At 70.7% G+C, this 18717-nt stretch carries 19 protein-coding genes; 14 read left to right on the forward strand and 5 right to left on the reverse strand.

Features of this window, described 5'->3' with window-relative positions:
- A partial coding sequence (locus ACIPVB_RS05080; protein ID WP_400367431.1) for a hypothetical protein occupies positions 1 to 804 on the reverse strand: 804 nt, incomplete at its 3' end.
- A gap of 155 nt (positions 805 to 959) precedes the next feature.
- Here ACIPVB_RS05080 and ACIPVB_RS05085 point away from each other — a divergent pair.
- The 6 genes from ACIPVB_RS05085 (at position 960) to tsaE (ending at position 6839) form a co-directional block, all read left to right on the forward strand.
- The gene (locus ACIPVB_RS05085) at positions 960 to 1769 is read left to right on the forward strand and encodes a DUF5819 family protein (protein WP_400367432.1); all 810 of its coding nucleotides are present in this window, start codon (positions 960 to 962) and stop codon (positions 1767 to 1769) included.
- The gene (locus ACIPVB_RS05090; protein ID WP_400367433.1) at positions 1766 to 2803 is read left to right on the forward strand and encodes an HTTM domain-containing protein; all 1038 of its coding nucleotides are present in this window, start codon (positions 1766 to 1768) and stop codon (positions 2801 to 2803) included. Before ACIPVB_RS05085 ends, ACIPVB_RS05090 begins: the two co-directional genes overlap by 4 nt.
- An 11-nt stretch (positions 2804 to 2814) precedes the next feature.
- Complete coding sequence (glmS, locus tag ACIPVB_RS05095; RefSeq protein WP_400367434.1) at positions 2815 to 4665, forward strand: glutamine--fructose-6-phosphate transaminase (isomerizing); 1851 nt, start codon at positions 2815 to 2817, stop codon at positions 4663 to 4665.
- A 163-nt stretch (positions 4666 to 4828) separates the two neighbouring features.
- On the forward strand, positions 4829 to 5221 hold the full coding sequence (locus ACIPVB_RS05100; protein ID WP_400367435.1) for a holo-ACP synthase: 393 nt from the start codon (positions 4829 to 4831) through the stop codon (positions 5219 to 5221).
- Positions 5218 to 6339, forward strand: a complete 1122-nt coding sequence (gene alr, locus ACIPVB_RS05105) for an alanine racemase (RefSeq protein WP_400367436.1) — start codon at positions 5218 to 5220, stop codon at positions 6337 to 6339. The genes ACIPVB_RS05100 and alr overlap by 4 nt, the downstream gene beginning before the upstream one ends.
- Entirely contained in the window at positions 6336 to 6839 is a 504-nt protein-coding gene (tsaE, locus tag ACIPVB_RS05110) for a tRNA (adenosine(37)-N6)-threonylcarbamoyltransferase complex ATPase subunit type 1 TsaE (protein ID WP_400367437.1), read from the forward strand. The genes alr and tsaE overlap by 4 nt, the downstream gene beginning before the upstream one ends.
- Here the strand turns inward: tsaE and ACIPVB_RS05115 are convergent.
- Entirely contained in the window at positions 6817 to 7779 is a 963-nt protein-coding gene (locus ACIPVB_RS05115; RefSeq protein WP_400367438.1) for an alpha/beta fold hydrolase, read from the reverse strand. The genes tsaE and ACIPVB_RS05115 overlap by 23 nt on opposite strands.
- 64 nt (positions 7780 to 7843) lie before the next feature.
- Between ACIPVB_RS05115 and tsaB the strand changes: the two genes are divergently transcribed.
- The 4 genes from tsaB to ACIPVB_RS05135 are packed head-to-tail and all read left to right on the forward strand — an operon-like array spanning position 7844 to position 10600.
- The gene (gene tsaB / locus ACIPVB_RS05120) at positions 7844 to 8479 is read left to right on the forward strand and encodes a tRNA (adenosine(37)-N6)-threonylcarbamoyltransferase complex dimerization subunit type 1 TsaB (protein ID WP_400367439.1); all 636 of its coding nucleotides are present in this window, start codon (positions 7844 to 7846) and stop codon (positions 8477 to 8479) included.
- The gene (gene rimI / locus ACIPVB_RS05125) at positions 8476 to 9036 is read left to right on the forward strand and encodes a ribosomal protein S18-alanine N-acetyltransferase (protein WP_400367440.1); all 561 of its coding nucleotides are present in this window, start codon (positions 8476 to 8478) and stop codon (positions 9034 to 9036) included. The genes tsaB and rimI overlap by 4 nt, the downstream gene beginning before the upstream one ends.
- Entirely contained in the window at positions 9036 to 10136 is a 1101-nt protein-coding gene (tsaD, locus tag ACIPVB_RS05130) for a tRNA (adenosine(37)-N6)-threonylcarbamoyltransferase complex transferase subunit TsaD (protein WP_400367441.1), read from the forward strand. The genes rimI and tsaD overlap by 1 nt, the downstream gene beginning before the upstream one ends.
- The gene (locus ACIPVB_RS05135) at positions 10133 to 10600 is read left to right on the forward strand and encodes a hypothetical protein (protein WP_400367442.1); all 468 of its coding nucleotides are present in this window, start codon (positions 10133 to 10135) and stop codon (positions 10598 to 10600) included. The genes tsaD and ACIPVB_RS05135 overlap by 4 nt, the downstream gene beginning before the upstream one ends.
- A 6-nt stretch (positions 10601 to 10606) precedes the next feature.
- On the opposite strand, the gene ACIPVB_RS05140 is transcribed toward ACIPVB_RS05135, so the two are convergent.
- Positions 10607 to 11794 (reverse strand): SAM-dependent methyltransferase, encoded by a 1188-nt coding sequence (locus tag ACIPVB_RS05140; RefSeq protein ID WP_400367443.1) that lies wholly within the window; start codon positions 11792 to 11794, stop codon positions 10607 to 10609.
- 230 nt (positions 11795 to 12024) lie between these two features.
- Here ACIPVB_RS05140 and ACIPVB_RS05145 point away from each other — a divergent pair, with 230 nt between their 5' ends.
- The 4 genes from ACIPVB_RS05145 (at position 12025) to ACIPVB_RS05160 (ending at position 17373) form a co-directional block, all read left to right on the forward strand.
- Positions 12025 to 12876 (forward strand): hypothetical protein, encoded by an 852-nt coding sequence (locus tag ACIPVB_RS05145; RefSeq protein WP_400367444.1) that lies wholly within the window; start codon positions 12025 to 12027, stop codon positions 12874 to 12876.
- 29 nt (positions 12877 to 12905) lie between these two features.
- Positions 12906 to 13748, forward strand: coding sequence for a hypothetical protein (locus ACIPVB_RS05150; protein ID WP_400367445.1), 843 nt, complete (start codon positions 12906 to 12908; stop codon positions 13746 to 13748).
- A gap of 128 nt (positions 13749 to 13876) precedes the next feature.
- Positions 13877 to 15784 (forward strand): dynamin family protein, encoded by a 1908-nt coding sequence (locus tag ACIPVB_RS05155; RefSeq protein WP_400367446.1) that lies wholly within the window; start codon positions 13877 to 13879, stop codon positions 15782 to 15784.
- Entirely contained in the window at positions 15781 to 17373 is a 1593-nt protein-coding gene (locus tag ACIPVB_RS05160; RefSeq protein WP_400367447.1) for a dynamin family protein, read from the forward strand. Before ACIPVB_RS05155 ends, ACIPVB_RS05160 begins: the two co-directional genes overlap by 4 nt.
- Here ACIPVB_RS05160 and ACIPVB_RS05165 read toward each other — a convergent pair.
- Complete coding sequence (locus ACIPVB_RS05165) at positions 17266 to 17961, reverse strand: hypothetical protein (RefSeq protein ID WP_400367448.1); 696 nt, start codon at positions 17959 to 17961, stop codon at positions 17266 to 17268. The two genes, ACIPVB_RS05160 and ACIPVB_RS05165, sit on opposite strands and share 108 nt — an antisense overlap.
- The gene (locus ACIPVB_RS05170; RefSeq protein WP_400367449.1) at positions 17948 to 18685 is read right to left on the reverse strand and encodes an IniB N-terminal domain-containing protein; all 738 of its coding nucleotides are present in this window, start codon (positions 18683 to 18685) and stop codon (positions 17948 to 17950) included. The genes ACIPVB_RS05165 and ACIPVB_RS05170 overlap by 14 nt, the downstream gene beginning before the upstream one ends.
- Between the last annotated feature and the right edge of the window lie 32 nt (positions 18686 to 18717).

Here is an 18717-nt window from a genome sequence, read left to right on the forward strand (position 1 = left end):
GATGTGGACGCGGATGCCGATGGTGGCGTGGATGCTGATGTGGACGCGGATGCCGATGGTGGCGTGGATGCTGATGTGGACGCGGATGCCGATGGTGGCGTGGATGCTGATGTGGACGCGGATGCCGATGGTGACGCTGACGCTGACGCTGACGCTGACGGTGGCGTAGACGCTGACGCTGACGCTGATGGTGGCGTGGATGCTGACGCGGACGCGGATGCCGATGGTGGCGTGGATGCTGACGCGGACGCGGATGCTGATGGTGGCGTGGATGCTGACGCTGACGCTGACGCCGACGCCGACGGTGGTGTAGACGCGGATGCCGACGCTGACGCTGACGCTGACGCTGACGCTGACGCTGACGCGGACGCGGACGCTGACGGTGGCGTAGACGCTGACGCTGACGCCGATGGTGGCGTAGACGCTGACGCTGACGCTGATGCGGACGCCGACGGTGGCGTAGACGCTGACGCTGACGCCGACGGAGCTGCGGACGCGACGGACGGCGGCACCACCGACCTGCCTCGGGCCGACGTCACCGAGAAGTCGATCGTGCGGGGAGCGGGGTCCACCCAGACGGTGATCGTCCGTGGCTTCCAGCCCGGCGAGACGGTCTCGGCGACGCTGAGCCCTTCGGGATCGGCACTGACCCCGGTGACCGCCGACGCTGCGGGAACGGCGCGCATGACCTTCGCGGTCGGCGCCGGCTTCCCCGTCGGAGGGTACCGGGTGGAAGTCCGCGGTTCGGTCACGGGTGAACTCCCGACCGAGCGGGAGAACACCGCCTTCACGGTGACGGCCCAACCCGTCCCCGCGAGTGGCGGCGGGAAGTCCCTCCCGGCCACCGGCGTGGACCTCGACGGTCCGCTCGTCGGAGGCTTCGCGGCGGCACTGATCATCGCCGGTGCGGCTCTGTGGACGGTTCGTCGACGGAGCGCCGGCGGGGAACAGCGCTGACGATGACCACCACGGCGGAGGGCGCCCCCCAAGCGGGGGTGTCGGAGGGGCGTTCCTCCGCCGGGCGGTCGGGCGGGGTCATGGCGGCGGTCGCCGCCGCCATGACCCTCGTCCTCGTCTTGGGATACGCCTTCATCGCGTCGTCGTTCACCATTCCCTCGTCGCCCACCCGGCCCGTCGTGTCGGACGCGTTCTCCCCCTTCTTCTCCCAACGGTGGAACGTCTTCGCCCCGAACATCCTGCAGATCAATCGCACGTTGCAGGTGCAGGTGCAGTGGCGCGAGGGCGGCGCCCTCACCCGCAGCGAATGGATCGACGTCACCGAGACGGAGTTCGCGGCTGCTCGGGGCGTGCCCGCCCCCTCGCGCATCTCGAAGAACAGCTACAACGCGGCGCAGGCTTTCCTCACCCGCTATCAAGCGCTCGGTGACGACCAGCGCGAACGCGTCCGGGACACGTTCATCGAGCGCGTGGACGGCGATGAGTTCGCCCCGATGGACTCCGAGATGCTCATCGACGAGATCGACGGTCTCGGCGACGACCGCTCGGCGGTGGTGCGCTACCTGCGCTACGACTACATGCTCGTGCGCTTCGCATCGGCGTTCGGCACCGCCTACTTCGACCGCGACGTGGAGCGCGTGCGCTGGCGCATCCAGCACGATCGTCCGAATGATTTCGCGCATCGTTTCGATGACGACCGGCAGACGGATCTGTCGTGGACGACGTTCGGCTGGCGTCAACCGGCCGCGGCGCCCACCGACGAGGTCCGCTCCATCTACGACGAGGTCATCGAGAGGTACACGGCACGATGAGCAGATCGGCATCCGTCGATGAAGGGACCCTCCCGCCGAGACCGGGCGTCGCCTCGAGACCCACCCCCGCAGCGGTCTGGGAGGCCCTGCAGCGGTGGCTCACGGGCCGTAAGCACTCGACGATCGGGTTCTCGCTCCTGCGTCTGCTCTTCGGCCTCGCGATGCTCGTCGTGCTCGTCCCGAGTTACGCCGACCGTCACTACCTGTGGGGCGCCGGGTCGTGGTGGGTCGAGCCCGAGGCGAGTCGCCGGGGATGGTGGGAACCGCTGCGCGCCCTCTTCCCGAAGGACAACGCCGTCGTCTTCGAGATCGCGTTCCACGTGTTGCTCGCGCTCGTCGTCCTGTTCCTCGTGGGGTACCGGACGCGCTGGGTGACCCCCGTCCTCCTGCTGTTCTGGGTCGGACTGTCCACCAACAGCACCTTGCTCACCAACGGCGGCGACACGCTCATGCGCATCGTTCTGCTGTTCGTGGTCTTCGCCGACCTCAGTCAGCACCTATCGGTCGACGCGTGGCTGCGCCGGCGTCGCGGCATCCGCACGTCGTCCCGCGGACCGCGGATGCCGCGCTGGGTGCCGCCGTGGCTCGGCACCTGGGCACACAACACGGTGCTGATCCTCTGCGTCTTCCAGATCCTGCTCGTGTACTTCGTCTCGAGCGTGCTGAAGTTCCAGGGCGAGGAGTGGCTGGACGGCACGGCCATCTACTACGCGCTCAGCATCGATCAGTTCCATGTCCTGCCCGCCCTCAGCGAACTGGTGTGGCAGTCGGCGCCCCTCGTGACGATGGCGACCTGGACGGCACTGTGGGTGCAGATGCTGTTCCCCGTGCTGATCCTGTGGAAGCCGACGCGCTACGTCGCGCTCGTGCTCATCACGGGTATGCACCTCGGCATCGCGGTGCTTCTGGGGCTCTGGCCGTTCTCGCTCGCGATGATCGCGCTCGATCTGCTGCTCGTGCGCGACGGGACGTGGGAGCGGATGGCCGCGCGCGCGGACCGCGTGCGGCGAGGAGTGCTCCGGCCCGCCACGTAGAATCGACGTCCATGTGCGGAATCATCGGTTACGTGGGTCCTCGGCAGAGCCAGGACATCCTTCTCGCGGGACTGTCGCGTCTGGAGTACCGGGGGTACGACTCCGCGGGGATCGCGGTCATCGACGGCGACGGCGCGCTGGGCATGCGCAAGCGCGCGGGCAAGCTCGCGGTGCTGCGCGACGATCTCGAGGCCACGCCCCTGCCGAACGGCACCACGGGCATCGGCCACACCCGCTGGGCGACGCACGGCGGTCCGACCGATGCCAACGCGCACCCGCACCTGGCCGACGACGACAAGCTCGCCGTCATCCACAACGGCATCATCGAGAACTTCGCCGAGCTCAAGAGCGAGCTCGTGGGCGAGGGTGTCGCCTTCCGCAGCGAGACCGACACCGAGGTCGCGGCGGCCATGGTCGGTCGCGAGTACGCCCGGACGGGCGACCTGGTCGCGGCCTTCCGGGCTGTGGTGTCGCGTCTGGAGGGCGCCTACACGCTTCTCGCCATGCACGAGGACCACCCCGGCCTGGTGGTCGGGGCGCGTCGGAACTCGCCGCTCGTGATCGGTCTGGGCGAGGGCGAGAACTTCCTCGGTTCCGACGTGGCGGCGTTCGTCGAGCACACCCGCAACGCCCTCGCCATCGGCCAGGATGAGATCGTCGCCATCACCCCGGAGGGCGTCGAGGTCACCGACTTCTCGGGCGCCCCGGTCGAGGTCGAGGCCTTCGAGGTCACCTGGGACGCCTCGGCTGCCGAGAAGGGCGGATGGTCGTCGTTCATGGCCAAGGAGGTCTCGGAGGAGCCCGAGGCCGTCGCCAACACGATCCGCGGCCGCATCCACGAGGGCCGGGTCGAGATCCCCGAGCTCGACGGGATGGACGAGTTCCTCGCCGACATCGACCGCATCCTCGTGATCGCGTGCGGCACCGCCGCCTACGCGGGCATGGTCGGCAAGTACGCCCTCGAGACCTGGACGCGCGTCCCCGTCGACGTCGAGCTCGCGCACGAGTTCCGCTACCGCGACCCGGTGTTGAGCGCGCGCACCCTGGTGGTGTCGATCAGCCAGTCGGGCGAGACCATGGACACCCTCATGGCCGTGAAGTACGCCCGCTCACGGGGTGCCAAGACGCTGTCGATCTGCAACACGCAGGGGGCCACGATCCCGCGCGAGTCGGACGCGATCGTCTACACCCACGCCGGACCGGAGGTCGCCGTCGCCTCGACGAAGGCCTTCGTCGCGCAGATCACCGCGCTGTACCTGCTCGCGCTGCACGTGGGCCGCGTGCGCGGCGCGGTCGACCCCGTTGTCGCCGTCGAGGCCGTCACCGAACTCGAGGCCGTGCCCGGCAAGATCGCCCGCGTGCTCGAGACCGAGCAGGCGCGCATCGAACAGCTCGCGCACTGGATGGCCGACACCCGGTCGGTGCTGTTCCTGGGCCGCAACGTCGGGTACCCGATCGCCCTCGAGGGGGCGCTGAAGCTGAAGGAGCTGGCGTACATCCACGCCGAGGGCTTCGCCGCCGGAGAACTCAAGCACGGGCCGATCGCGCTGATCGAGCCCGGCCAGCCCGTGTTCGTGGTCGTGCCCTCGCCGCGCGGTTCGGGCGAGATGCACAAGAAGGTCGTCTCGAACATCGAGGAGATCCGTGCGCGTGGAGCACGCGTCATCGCGATCGCCGAAGAGGGCGACGTCGCCGTCCTCCCCGCCGCCGACGAGGTGCTGCGCATTCCGCTAGCGGCGCCGCTGTTCGAGCCGCTGCTCGCGGTCGTGCCGCTGCACATCTTCGCGATGGGCCTGGCCGAGGCGAAGGGCCTCGACGTGGACCAGCCGCGCAACCTGGCGAAGTCGGTGACGGTGGAGTAATCCGCGTCGCTTCGCGGGGTCGGATGCCGTGGCATCCGGCCCCGTCGTCGTCCGCGGACGGTTTCTCCGGAGCCCGGCCCGGCCCGTGGGAGGGGACGGCCTGGACGGTGCGGCGATGTCGGCGGGCACCGGCAGAATGGGACGGATGCCAAGAGGAGGGCCCATGATCGTCGGGATCGGCGTCGACCTGGTCGACGTTCCGCGTTTCGAGGCGCATCTCGACCGGACGCCGCGTTTGCTGCCCCGCCTCTTCAGCGCGGGCGAGCGCGTGCTCAAGCCGCGCTCGCTCGCCGCGCGCTACGCGGCCAAAGAGGCGCTGATCAAGGCCCTCGGCGGGTCGGACGGCGTGCACTGGACCGACATCGAGATCACCTCCGAGCCCTCGGGGCGCCCGGTGTTCGCTTTGAGCGGCGAGACCGCGGCGACGGTGGCCGACCGCGGCATCACCGCGCTGCACCTGTCGATGTCGCACGACGCGGGCCTGGCCACGGCCTACGTCATCGCCGAGGCGGGGACCGCCGCGGCATCCGGTCCGACCCGAGAGGACTCCGCATGAGGATGGCACCCGGAGTGCTGCGCGAAGCGCTCGTCGACGTCGACGCGATCGCCGAGAACGTCCGGCATCTACGCCGGCTGACGGGGGCCGAGATCATCGCCGTGGTCAAGGCCGACGGGTACGGGCACGGGGCGCACCGCGCCGCGGTCGCGGCGTTGCGCGGCGGCGCGGCCCGCATCGGCGTCTCGGACATCGACGAGGCTCTCGCACTGCGGCGTCAGGGCGTGCGCGCGCCGCTGTTCGCGTGGCTGCATGCTCCGGGCGCATCTTTCGCCGAGGCCGTGCACCACGACGTCGAGCTGGGCATCTCGGACCTCGATCAGCTGCTGCGCGCCGGGGCGGCGGCCGAGGGCGACCGACCCGCCGCGGTGCACCTCAAGCTCGAGACGGGGCTGTCGCGCAACGGCATCGCCCCGGCCGACTGGGCGCAGGTGTTCTCCGAGGCGGCGCGGATGCAGAGGATCGGCCGCGTCCGCGTGGTCGGCCTGTTCTCGCACCTGTCCAACACCAGCCTCGACGACGACCGCGCGGCGCTGGCACGGTTCGAAGAGGGGGTCGTCCTCGCGGCCGCGAACGGTCTGAACCCGCCGCTGCGCCACATCGCGGCCACGCACGCCGCGATCGCGCTGCCCGAGGCGCGCCTGGGGTGCGTGCGCATCGGTATCGGGCTCTACGGCGTCTCGCCCTTCGACGACCGTTCCGCGGCCGACCTGGGGCTGCGCCCGGCGATGACCCTGCGCGGTTCCGTCGCGGCGGTGCGGCGCGTGCCCGCCGGGACGGGGGTGTCCTACGGGTACGACTACCGCACCGAGGTCGACACGACCTTGGCGCTGATCCCCCTCGGGTACGCCGACGGGGTCCCTCGGCACGCGTCGGGACGCGGGCCCGTCTCGATCAACGGACGCCGCTTCACCGTCGCCGGTCGCATCGCGATGGATCAGTTCGTGGTCGACGTGGGCGATCACCCCGTCGCGGTCGGTGACGAAGCCGTCCTCTTCGGCGATCCGACCCTGGGCGTGCCGTCGGCACGCGACTGGGCGGATGCCGCCGACACCATCGACTACGAGATCGTCACGCGCGTGGGTGCGCGCGTGCCCCGACGGGAGGGGGGATCATGAGCGTTCCCGACGAGCTGCTCGGCGAGCGGGTCATCGACGGGCCGGGCGACATGGAGGAGCTCGGTCGTGCCCTCGGCCGGGCCCTCGCACCCGGCGATGTGGTCGTGCTGACCGGGCCGCTCGGCGCAGGCAAGACGACCTTGACGCGCGGCATCGGCGAGGGACTCGGCATCCGCGGTCCCGTTCAGAGCCCCACGTTCGTCATCGCGCGCACGCACCCCTCGCTCGTCGGGGGGACGCCGCTCGTGCACGTCGACGCCTACCGTCTCGGGGCGGCCGTCGAGCTGGACGACCTCGACATCGACGTCGCCGGATCGGCCGTGATCGTGGAGTGGGGGCGCGGGGTCGCCGACTCCCTCGCCGACAGCTGGTGGGAGATCGAGATCTCGCGTCAGACCGGGGGACGCGGGGTCGACAACGCGTGCGGCGAAATCGCGGTGCACACCGTCGAGCTCGACGCCGACGCCCCGCGCACCGTCACGATCTCGCGTCGTCCCTGAACCGGCGGGCGCCCCGCGCGCGCGTCCGCGCGTCCGTGGCCGGCCGCGCCGGCACCCGGTCGGCGGCCCACACCTCGCGCAGGGCGCGCAGCGTCGGCACGGGCTGCTCGACGTGGGCGAAGTGGCCGCTGTCGTCGAGCACCCGGTCGTCGTAGTCGCGCATCAGGCGGGCCCACTCGCGGGCGTCGCGCGCGGCGACGAAGACGTCGTGCGTCCCGCGCACCGAGCGCACCGGGCACGCGATGCGGCGCCAGACCCCGTCGTCGTGGGAGCGCGACGCCCGCGCGGCGGCGAGGAAGGCCGACGGTCGGATCTCGTCCGCCAGGGCGTCGGTCACCGCGCGGTCGACGCCGTCAGGATGGCGGAAGAGCGGGCGCGCGAGCGCGTGCAGCACGCCGATCCGCCGCAACCCGCGCAGGAGCGGCCGGGACAGGGGACCCAGACCCTGCAGGATGCGCATCGCCCACACCATCCCGGCCAGCCACGGCAGCCGCAGGCCCCCGGAGAGCGGGCGTCGCGTCACCGCACGCGCTCCGGCCCCACTGGGTGAGACGACCCCGACGGCGACCGTCTCGCGGGGGAACCGCGCAGCGACGTCCAGGGCGATGACACCGCCCAGGGAGTGCCCGACGATCCGCCACCGCGGGTAGCCGAGGGCGCGGGCGACCGCGGCGATCGCCACCGCGAGGTCGGCCGGGTCGGGGACGGGCCCGGGCGTCTCGCCCCAGCCCGGCAGGTCGAGGGCGACGATGTCCGACAGGGGCAGATGCAGGTCATCGGAGGCCGTGATCAGCTGCTCCCAGGTGCGCCAGGATCCCGCGGCTCCGTGCAGCAGGATCGTCGCCACCGGGCTCCCCGACGCGCGACCGGCTCGCACGGCGATCGGTCCGACCCCCGTGGGCACGACGACGCGGCGCAGGCCGAGGCGGATGGCATCCATGTCCTCTCTTCGGAGCGGACGGGCGGGACGGATGCCGAAGCGGGGCGCCGACTACCCTGGAGACGTGATCATCGGCATCGACACCTCGCTCGGCACGGCCGTCGCCGCGATCGCGCGCGACGGGGAGGTGCTCGCGGACGAGTCGAGCGACAATGCCCTCGGCCACGCCGAGATCATCGGCGACCTGCTGCGTCGTGCCGCCTCGGTCGTCGCAGAGCCCACCCACGTGGCGATCGGCATGGGTCCCGGCCCGTTCACCGGCCTGCGCGTGGGGATCGCGACCGCCAGGGTGTACGCCCTCGGTCGGGGGATCCCCGCGGTGCCCGTCCCCAGCCACGACGGCGTCGCCCTCGGCCTGCTGCTCTCGGACGCGCTCAGCGGCACCGAGACCGGGCGTTTCGCCGTCGTCACCGACGCGCGTCGCAAGGAGTTCGCCTTCAGCATCTACGAGGGACTCGACGACGACGGGCTGCCCGTCCGCCTGGCCGACGCCGCCCTCAGCCCCCGTGACGACCTGGACGCGACGCTCGAGGCCGCCGGTGCGCGGCGCTACGACGCCACGCGGGTCTCGGCCGCGATGATCGCGCTGGCCGCGGCCCGCGCCCTCGACGCCGGGCGCACGCTCGCCGGCACCGAGCCGCTGTACCTGCGTCGTCCCGACGTCGTCGCCGCCCACGCCCCCAAGCGGGTGAGCGGATGACCACGCGCGTCGCCACCGCCGCGGACCTCGACGCGATCATGGCGCTGGAACACGCGTCGTTCCCCACCGACGCCTGGAGCCCCGCGATGATGCGCGAAGAGCTCGCCTCGCCGCACGGCTTCTACGTCGTCGTCGAAGAGGCGGGACGCCTCGTCGGCTATGCCGGTCTGCGCGCGGTGCACGGGGCACGGGATGCCGACATCCAGACCATCACGATCTCGGCGGCCGCGCGCGGGCGCGGGCGGGGCCGGGCGCTGCTGGCCACCCTGCTCGACGAGGCCGTGAGCCGGGGCGTGCACGACGTGTTCCTCGAGGTACGCGCCGACAACCCGGTCGCCCAGACCCTGTACCTCTCCGAGGGTTTCGTCGAGGTGGGCCGGCGCCCGCGGTACTACCAGCCCGACGACGTCGACGCCGTCGTCATGCAGCTCGACCTGCGCGGATGGTCGGCGCGACGCGCCGAGGGCGCCGGGGCAGCGGCATCCGGGATCCCCGGAACACCCCCGGCGGGACCGTCCGCACCCGCACGCCCGACCGACGGAAAGGGATGGTGCTGATGGACGCGCCCCTCGTGCTCGGCATCGAGACCAGCTGCGACGAGACCGGCATCGGCATCGTCCGCGGCAGGCACCTGCTGAGCAACACGATCGCCTCGAGCATGGACGAGCACGCCCGCTACGGCGGCGTCGTGCCCGAGGTCGCCGCGCGCGCCCACCTCGAGGCGTTGCAGCCCTCGATCGATGCCGCGCTCGCCGAGGCGGGCGTCGCCCTCGCCGATCTCGACGCGGTCGCGGTCACCAGCGGTCCGGGGCTCGCGGGGGCGCTCATGGTGGGCGTCGGCGCGGCGAAGGGGCTCGCCGTGGCTCTCGATAAGCCGCTGTACGCCGTCAACCACCTCGTCGGGCACATCGCGGCCGACATCCTGGATGCCGATGGCGGCGACCTCGAGTACCCCACGGTCGCTCTGCTGGTCAGCGGCGGTCACACCTCTCTTCTGCTCGTGCGCGATCTCACCAGCGACGTCGAACTCCTCGGCGAGACGATGGACGACGCCGCGGGCGAGGCGTTCGACAAGGTCGCGCGTCTGCTGAAGCTGCCGTATCCCGGCGGCCCCGAGATCGACCGCGCGGCCGCGGCCGGCGACCCCACGGCGATCCGCTTCCCGCGGGGGCTGTCACGCGCGTCGGACATGGCATCCCACCGCTACGACTTCTCGTTCTCGGGCCTGAAGACCGCGGTGGCGCGGTGGGTCGAGCAGCACGAGGCCGCCGGACGGCCCGTGCCGGTCGCCGACGTCGCGGCGTCGTTCCGCGAGGCCGTCGTCGACGTGCTGGTCACCAAGGCGCTCGACGCGTGCGCCCGGTACGACGTGCCCCGGCTGCTTCTGGGCGGGGGAGTGATCGCCAACAAACGCCTGCGCGATGTCGCCCTCGAGCGCGCGGCCGCGGCGGGTGTCGCGGTGCGCATTCCCCCGCTGCGCCTGTGCACCGACAACGGCGCCATGATCGCCGCCCTCGCCGCCGCGTTGATCTCGTCGGGTCGGCCTCCCTCGACGCTCGCGTTCGGCGCCGACTCCACGCTCCCGGTGACCGAGATCCAGGTGGCCGAGGACCCGGATGCCGAGGCCCCGCGCCCTCGGTCGGGTGTCGCGTCGTGAGCGAACCGCTGCCGACGCGGCGCACGCGCAAAGAGGCGGCCGCGCCCCCGGTGCCGACCCTTCCGGCGGCCGAGGCGGCCGCCCTCGCGGCGGCCCTGCCCGAGGCGCCGGCGGCGGCTCCGGCGTCCGACGAGGCCGCCGACCCCGAACGCCTGCCGACCGCGCAGCTCGAGATGGCCGCGTTCGGCGACCATCTCATCCCCTACGTGCCGCCCACGCCCCCGCCCCCGCGGTCGTTCGCTCCCTGGGCGCTCGCCGGGGCGATCATCGCCCTGCTGGCGGCCCTCTTCACCGGGTGGCTGGTACCGCTCGGCGTGGTCGCCGCGGTGCTCGCGCTGGTCTCGCTGCGCCGGCGCCACGACAGCCGCACCCTCGCCGGTTGGGCTCTCGCCCTCGCCGTGCTGTCGGTGGCGTTCAGCGCCGGATGGCTGATCTGGGGCTTCTCGCAGCTCGCGGTCGTCTAGCCGCCGTCAGACGCGGTCGGCCAGCAGAGCGAGGCGTTTCGACCCGACGCGGGTGAGCAGGAGCGTCGCCGACTCGTCACCGCGCAGCGACAGCTTCTTGCGCAACACCGCCGGGTCGACGTCGACGCCGCGTTTCTTGATCTCGAGCGTGCCGATGCCGCGCGCGCGCAGGGCCTGGGCGAGCTTCTTCGGATCGGCGGGCATCTCTTCGCGCACCCGGAACGTGGACACGAACGGGCTGGTCAACGGCGCGTCCGCCGTGAGATAGGCGATCCCGGGGCTGAGCATTCCGGCATCCAGCGCACGCGCCACCTCGCCGATCAACCGCGCGCGGATGACGGCGCCATCGGGCTCGTGCACGAAGGCACCGAGTTCGCGCGGTTCGGCGTCGGGGGTGTCGGCGGGGGCGGTGAGCTCCCACGCCTCGCCGCCGCGGACGACGAGCGCCGCGCGGCGCACGCCCTCGCGAGCGAGCGTCCCCGACCACAGCACCAGTTCGATCGTCGACCCGTCGGCACTGATCCACTGCGCCTCGACGTCGTCGGGGATCTGCGCACGGTCGTAGCCCGGCCCGAGCTTCACGCCGCCGGGCACGCGCGAGATCAGGTCGAAGACCCACTCCAGCGACGGCGACCACTCGCTCGAGGCCACCTGCCGCGTCTCGGAGTGACCGGCCGTGCGCCGCGCGGGGTCGAGCCAGACGGCATCCACCCCGCTCAGATCCACCTCTTCGGCGCGCGCGTGCTGCACGGTCGCCGCGTCGGCGAAGGGGGCGAGGTTGTAGGCGGCGATCGCGGCGGTGACCTCGTCGGCGTCGACCGCGTGCACCCGGAGGCCGAGTCCGGCCAGGCCCAGGGCGTCGCCGCCGATGCCGCATCCGAGGTCGGCCACCCGCCCGAGGCCCGCGTCACGGAAGCGACCGGCGTGCCGCGCGGCGATCGGCAGGCGCGTGGCCTGCTCGAGACCGGCGCGGGTGAACAGCATCCGCTCGGCGAACGCCCCGAACTTCGCGGCGCCACGCACGCGCAGGCGCGCCTGGCCCACCACCGCCGACACGAGCGCGGGGGAGTGCCCCGCCGCGCGCAGACGCGACACCGCCCGAGCGGCGTCGTCGGTGGAGTCGATGGGTCCCACCTCGTCGAGCAGGCGCAGCCCCGCGGGGGTCAACAGGGCGGTGAGCTCGGCGGTGTCCACCCGTCCAGCCTAGGTGGGAGGGGATGCCGAGCTCCGGCGCGGGGGACGGCATCCACCCTGTCCGTGATCGGGGGTGCACCCCCCGCCTCCCCCCTCCCCCCGGACGAAACCCCGGGGTACCCCGAACGGGATACCGGGGGTCCCCCCGATGCCGGAACCGGGGGCCGTTCCTAATCTCGGAACTACGAACAGCACCTGCGGGCCGCGGCCCGAGAAATGGGATGGGAAAAATGCCTACCACTGGCGACATCAACAACTCGCTCAACACGGTCATCGCGGACTCGCTCAACGAGGTCAACGAGGACAACTCGGTCAACACCGACCTGGGCGCCACCGACTCGTTCAACGAGACCAACAACGACACGGTCACCAACGACACCACCATCGGCGTCGACGGCTCGTTCAACGAGGACTCCAACAACGAGTCGACCGTCATCAACGACTCGGGCAACGACAACTCGGACAACTCCGACAACTCGGTCGACCTGGACTGGACCGAGGGCTCGTACAACGAGTTCACCGACGCCTCCACCACCGACAACTCGGTCAACGCGGGCGTGCGCGAGTACAACACGGGCTTCGGCGCGTGGGGCGGCGCCTCGGCTGCCGAGTCGGGTTCCGCCGGTTCGGGTCACACCGAGATCTGGAGCAGCTCCACGGTCCTCGACCAGTCGGTCAACCAGAACATCGCCGCTGAGGGCGCTGTCGACCAGGCCTTCGACAACTCGGCCGTCTCGGCCTCGGGTGAGGGCTCGATCGCGGCCGGTGGCAGCGTCGACTGGGACTACAGCGTCGACGAGTCGACCAACATCATCGCGGGTGGGGACATCAACATCGGCAACGAGACCACCGTCACCACGGTCGTCGACTCGTACAACGAGACGAACCTCGACTACTCGTTCACCGACAACTCCACCGTGATCGACGTCACCGACTCGTTCAACGACTTCTCGGAGAACTACTCGGCCGACGGTTCGTTCAACACCTCCGAGGTGTTCGACAGCGAGACCACGATCGAGATCAACTACACCGAGGTCGTGGACAGCTTCAACACCGCCGACCTCGACCTGCCCCTGGCCTGAGCCTCTTCAAGAACTAAGGAACCAACATCATGGTATGGAACATCGGTGACGTGGACGACTCGGGCAACGAGGGCTGGTTCAACGTCGGCAACCAGTCGACCACGAACAACAGCAACAACCTGGCCGTCGACCTCGAGAACGTCGGCAACGTCGACAACTCCTTCGAAGAGACCAACACGTCCGACACGTCGGTCGTCGACTCGGGCAACGTGGGCTCCGGCAACACCGCCTGGGACATCGACGGCTCGTTCAACGACAACTCGGACAACTCGGACAACTCGATCGACGCCGTCGTGACGGTCGACTCGGGCAACACCTACCTGGACGAGTCCTTCGAGGACAACTCCACCAACGCCGGTGTGCGCGAGTACAACACGGGCTTCGAGGGCTTCGGCGGATTCGGCGGCGGCAACGCCTCGATCTACAGCCAGGCCACGATCCTCGACCAGTCGGTCAACCAGAACGTCATCGGTGGCGACCTGACCCAGGACTTCGCCAGCAGCGCCGTCTCGGCGTCGGGCGAGGGTGCGGTCGCCGCGGGCGGCGACGTGTCGATCTCGCGCACGCTGGACGCGTCGACCACCATCGACGCCGGTGGCGACATCAACATGAACAACACCACCGAGCTGACCTCGTACGACAACGTGGGCAACACGACCGACATCTCGGTCGAGCTCACCGACTCGTCGCAGGACTGGAACGTCGAGAACTCGTACAACGACGAGTCCCTCAACGTCGACCTGACGGACTCGTTCAACGACGACTTCAGCTCGACCGAGTCGGAGGACTGGACCATCAACACCGACGTCATCTGGGGTTCGGGCAACTCCGAGGTCGTCGACGTGCAGCTCCCCGACGCCGTCGAGGACTGATTCACCATCAGTACTGACCTCAGCGTCTGAACGGTAGCCCTGGGCGGGATTTCCCGCCCGGGGCTATCGTCGTCCCCAGAACCTTTCGACGCCGAAGAGGCGTCGGCCACGACCGAGAGGTGCCCCGCGTGTCCGCACCGGCCCAGCCCACCACGTCCCCCGCTGCTCCCGCCGACGGCAAGAACCCGCCGCCGTCGCCGGCCGAGCTCGCCGCCCTCGTGGAGCGCGCGCGCCGGTTCTCGGCGGCCGTGGGCCGTGAGGACCTCGCCGAGAAGCTGGGCAACACCCGCTCGCGTCTGCAGGATCCGCACGTGCGAGTCGTCATCGTCGGGCAGTTCAAGCAGGGCAAGAGCAAGCTCGTCAACGCCCTCATCAATGCGCCCGCGTGCGCCGTCGACGACGACATCGCCACGTCGGTCCCCACCTCGGTCGGGTACGCCGAGGAGCCCTCCGCCACGGTGCTCGTGCGCCGCGAGAGCGGCGAATCGCACGAGATCCGCCGCGTCGACATCCCCTTCGAGCGCCTCTCGGACTACGTCACCGCCCGCGCGGACGACGAGCAGGAGGGCGACGTCGTCGGCGCCGAGGTGCTGCTGCCGCGCGAGATCCTCAAGGGGGGCCTGCGCATCGTCGACTCCCCCGGAGTGGGCGGTCTGGAGTCCACCCGCTCGCTGGCGACCCTCGCGGCGCTGACGACCGCCCACGCGGTGCTGCTCGTCTCGGACGCCTCGCAGGAGTACACCGAGCCCGAGATCCAGTTCCTGCGGCACGCGATGCGCATCTCGCCCAACGTCGCCGCGGTGCTGTCCAAGACCGACCTCTACCCGCAGTGGCGCGACATCCAACGCGTCGACGAGAAGCACCTCAACGAGCTCGGCGTCGACATCGACGACGTGCCCGTGTTCGCCGTCTCGAGCGACCTGCGTCTGCTCGCCGCCGAGCAGCAGGACCGCGACCTGAACGACGAGTCCGGCTTCCCCGAGCTCGTCGCGCACCTGCGCCGCGACGTGCTCGGCAAGGCCGAGGAGCTCAACCGCAAGGGCGCGGTCCACGACCTCATGACGGTCGCCGATCAGCTCTCGCTGACGGTCAAGACCGAGTTGAATGCCCTCGAGCACCCCGAGGACACCCCGGGCATGATCGCGCGACTCGAGGATGCCAAGGCCAAGGCGGACGATTTCCGCAGCCGCACGAGCCGGTGGCAGGTGACGCTGTCCGACGGCATCGCCGACCTCATCTCCGACACCGAGCACGACCTGCGCGACCGCCTGCGCAAGGTGCAGCGCGAGGGCGAGGCCGCGATCGACGAGGGCGATCCGGGCCCGATCTGGGACCAGATCGCGGAGTGGGTCGATCAGCGCGTCAACGCCGCGGTGTCCGAGACGTTCGTCTGGACCAACGAGCGTTCGCAGTGGCTCGCCGAGCAGGTGGCCGATGAGTTCCGCATGGGCGAGGAATCCATCCCCCTCATCGACGTCGCCGGCACCGACGGCCTGCTCGACCCGGTCGAGGAGCTGCAGCACCTCGACGACGGAAAGATGGGCGCGGCCGAGAAGATCTACATCGGTGTCCGCGGCTCGTACGGCGGTGTGCTGATGGTGGGTCTGGCGACCAGCATCGTGGGTCTCTCGCTCATCAACCCGCTCTCGCTGCTCGCCGGTGTGCTGGTGGGTCGTCGCGCTTTCCGCGAGGACATGTCGTCCCGCCTGCTGCGCCGCCAGAACGAGGCGAAGAACCTTCTCCGCCGTCACATCGAGGACACCGTCTTCCAGGTCGGCAAGCAGCTCAAGGACCGTCTGCGCATCGTGCAGCGCACCGCGCGCGATCACTTCGGCTCGATCGCCGACGAGCTGCACCGCTCGCTCAGCGACTCGGTGCTGGTGGCCAAGCAGGCCGCGGCGACCTACACCGCCGACCGCGACAAGCGCATCACGCAGCTGCACGCGCAGCTGCGCGACATCGAGGCCCTGCGCGGCCGCATCCCTGCCGGCGAGCTGCCGTCGGGGCGTCCGGCGCGCGCGGCGGTCACCCGATGAGCGCCGGTCTTCCCGAGGTCGCGCGCATCGTCGACGACGCCCTGGGCGTCTACGCCGACGATGCGGCCGCCGTCGAGGTGCTCGAATCGTTCCGCGCGCGCCTGCGCGAGCCCCTGCGCCTCGCCGTGGCGGGGATCGTCAAGGCGGGCAAGTCGACGCTGCTGAACGCCCTCATCGGCGAGCGGATCGCCCCCACCGACGCGGGGGAGTGCACCCGCACGATCACGTGGTACCGCTACGGCTCCACCGCCCGCGTCGACCTGCGTCTGCACGACGGGCGCCGCATCTCGCGCCCCGTGCGCCGCGACGAGGGACGCCTGGTGCTGGACATGGGCGGGTACACGGCCGAAGAGGTCGCGTGGATCGACGTCGCCTGGCCGAGCGAGAGCCTTCGCTCGACGGTGCTCATCGACACCCCCGGCATCGCCTCGCTGACGGTGGAGAACTCGGCCCGGTCGACGGACTTCTTCATCCCGAAGGACACCCCCACGGCCGCGGATGCCATCATCTACCTGCTCCGCCACGTCCACGCCGAGGACCTGAAGTTCCTCGAGGCCTTCCGCGACACCGCGGCGGGGGAGTCGCAGACCGTCAACGCGCTCGCGGTTCTCTCACGCGCGGACGAGATCGGCTCGGGCCGGATCGACTCCCTGCTCTCGGCCGCGAAGATCGCCGACCGCTACCGCCGCGACGGCGAGTTGCGCTCGCTCGCCCTCGACGTGGTCCCGGTGGCCGGTCTGCTCGCCGAGGGGGGCCGTACGCTCCGCGAGAGCGAATTCATCGCCCTGCGTCACATCGCGATGATGGACCGCGCCGCCCGCGACCGTCTGATGCTCACGGTCGACCGATTCACCCGCGCGAGCGACGACACCGCGCTGAGCGTGGACGTGCGTCGCGCGCTGCTGCGCCGCTTCGGGCTGTTCGGCGTGCGTCTGGCTGCGGCCCTCATCCGCGGCGGGGCGAACACGTCGTCGGCGCTCTCGGATCGCCTTGTGCAGCAGAGCGGCCTCGTCGAGGTGCAGCGCTTCGTCGAGGACCAGTTCCGGGGACGTGCCTTCGCCCTGAAGGCGCGCGGCATCCTGCACAGCGTCGAGCGGCTCGTCCGTGAGCGTCCGCGTCCGAACACGGCGGGTCTGCTGTCGGCCATCGAGCGGCTGACGGCGCAGAGCCACGACCTGCGGGAGCTGTCGCTGCTGGCCGAGCTGCGTACGTCCCCTCCCGAGCTCGACGCCGCCGTCCTCTCGGAGGCGGAGCGCATCGTCGGTGGAGCGGGGCTCGCCCCGGCCCGCCGTCTGGGCCTCGGCGACGACGCGGATCCGGTCGCGCAGCGCGAGCGTATCGACGGCCTGATGACGACCTGGCGCTCCCTGGCGGAGTCGCCGCTGACCGACCGTCACACGGCCGACCTGTGCCGCGGCGTCGTGCGCAGCGTCGAAGGGGCGGCATCCGATCTCTTCGGATCGGACGACGCCCCCTCGAGCTCAGAGTTCGGCGGTGCCGCCGCCGGTGATGCCACGGCGGATGTCGTGCTTTCGGGCGGTCCAGCGCAGAGCCGCCGGGATCACCGAGAACAGCAGGCCCAGGGCTGAAAGGCCCAGCTGGATCAGCAGCAGCCGGTCCAGCGGAACACCGCGGTCGCCCACCGCGACGAACTGGCGGGCGGCCAGGACGGTGACGGCGAAGAAGAGCAGGATGCCGAGCATCCACCACCGGGAGTTGTTGCGGCGGTTGTTGAACGACACCAGCGTGGTGATCTGCACGAGCAGCACCGTCACCAACGCACCGAAGACGCACCAGAAGACGATGTCGGCCGCCGAGCTGATCGTCTCGGACGCCCGCGTGGTGTCCACCTCGCGAACGATGGCTTCGATGTCGGGATCGATCGACTGACGGATGACGAACAGGTAGCCGACGGCGATCGCGCCGACCACGAGGCTCAGCACCCAGCAGATCTGCGCCAGACGCACCGCGGCCGGGGGCGGCATCTTGACCATGACCGGGGCTGCGGCCTTGTCGTGCAGGGCCGGTCGCTCGGGCTTGGACGCCTTGGGCGGGGGTTCGTAGGGCGGGGGTGCCGGTGAGCGGCGCACCTGCGCCTGCGGGGCGGACGCGCCGGAACGGCGGGTGAGCTCCTGAGAGCCCACCCGCCGTTCCGAAGGAGTGTCAGAGCTGGTCATCCGACGTGTCTTCGATGACGATGTCGTTGTCGGAGTCGAACACCACGGTGGTGTCCTCGTCGACGGACGTGTCGATCGTCGTGTCGGTGGTGTCGTTGAACGAGTCGCCGACCGCCACGTCCGTGGAGGAGTCGTTGGCCGAGTCGGTCAGATCGATGTCCGTGGAGCTGTCGGTCGTCTCGGTGTTCTCGGTCGTGTCGTTGTACGACCCGTCGATGTCGGTGTTGGTCTCTTCGTTGCCCATGTTGACGTCGTTGCCGGCGTCGATGTTGGTCGACTGGTCCAGCGTGGTGTCCTGGTCGACGTCGTTGCCGGCCGCGACGGCCTTGTCACCCGAGGCGACGACCGCCTCGTTGCCGAAGGTCTGGTTGACGTCGCCGTTGGCCCAGATGTTCTGGTTGACGGACTGGTCGACGATCGTGTCGCGGTCGTCGATGTGGGTGTACTGCAGCGAGTTGGTGATCGTCTTGATCTCTCGCACGACCGGGTTGTGGTGCTCGGGGCGGTCGTAGTGGACCGGGGTCGGGTTGGGCGCGACCGAGGGCTTCTCGGCGATCACCGGCGCGACCGAGCACACGTCCGCGTAGGAGACGTTGTTCAGCCCGCGGGCCGCCATCGCGCCTTCCGGGTCCTCCTCGAACTCGGCCGCAGCCTGCGGGTCACGCAGAAGGCTCAGGATGAATTCGATCAGCGCATCTGCCATGGTCGCCAGCGTGACGCTCATTGGGGTCTCCTCACGGTTGTTCCTTGGTTCGA

Source organism: Microbacterium sp. NPDC090007 (genome assembly GCF_044748345.1).
In the GTDB taxonomy this organism is placed as follows: domain Bacteria; phylum Actinomycetota; class Actinomycetes; order Actinomycetales; family Microbacteriaceae; genus Microbacterium.

What these genes read in the sequence shown, in the direction of transcription:
- ACIPVB_RS05085 (WP_400367432.1), top strand. Translation starts at nt 960, where the DNA reads ATGACCACCACGGCGGAGGGCGCCCCCCAAGCGGGGGTGTCGGAGGGG.
- ACIPVB_RS05090 (WP_400367433.1), top strand. Translation starts at nt 1,766, where the DNA reads ATGAGCAGATCGGCATCCGTCGATGAAGGGACCCTCCCGCCGAGACCG.
- glmS (WP_400367434.1), top strand. Translation starts at nt 2,815, where the DNA reads ATGTGCGGAATCATCGGTTACGTGGGTCCTCGGCAGAGCCAGGACATC.
- ACIPVB_RS05100 (WP_400367435.1), top strand. Translation starts at nt 4,829, where the DNA reads ATGATCGTCGGGATCGGCGTCGACCTGGTCGACGTTCCGCGTTTCGAG.
- alr (WP_400367436.1), top strand. Translation starts at nt 5,218, where the DNA reads ATGAGGATGGCACCCGGAGTGCTGCGCGAAGCGCTCGTCGACGTCGAC.
- tsaE (WP_400367437.1), top strand. Translation starts at nt 6,336, where the DNA reads ATGAGCGTTCCCGACGAGCTGCTCGGCGAGCGGGTCATCGACGGGCCG.
- ACIPVB_RS05115 (WP_400367438.1), bottom strand. Translation starts at nt 7,779, where the DNA reads ATGGATGCCATCCGCCTCGGCCTGCGCCGCGTCGTCGTGCCCACGGGG.
- rimI (WP_400367440.1), top strand. Translation starts at nt 8,476, where the DNA reads ATGACCACGCGCGTCGCCACCGCCGCGGACCTCGACGCGATCATGGCG.
- tsaD (WP_400367441.1), top strand. Translation starts at nt 9,036, where the DNA reads ATGGACGCGCCCCTCGTGCTCGGCATCGAGACCAGCTGCGACGAGACC.
- ACIPVB_RS05145 (WP_400367444.1), top strand. Translation starts at nt 12,025, where the DNA reads ATGCCTACCACTGGCGACATCAACAACTCGCTCAACACGGTCATCGCG.
- ACIPVB_RS05150 (WP_400367445.1), top strand. Translation starts at nt 12,906, where the DNA reads ATGGTATGGAACATCGGTGACGTGGACGACTCGGGCAACGAGGGCTGG.
- ACIPVB_RS05160 (WP_400367447.1), top strand. Translation starts at nt 15,781, where the DNA reads ATGAGCGCCGGTCTTCCCGAGGTCGCGCGCATCGTCGACGACGCCCTG.
- ACIPVB_RS05165 (WP_400367448.1), bottom strand. Translation starts at nt 17,961, where the DNA reads ATGACCAGCTCTGACACTCCTTCGGAACGGCGGGTGGGCTCTCAGGAG.
- ACIPVB_RS05170 (WP_400367449.1), bottom strand. Translation starts at nt 18,685, where the DNA reads ATGAGCGTCACGCTGGCGACCATGGCAGATGCGCTGATCGAATTCATC.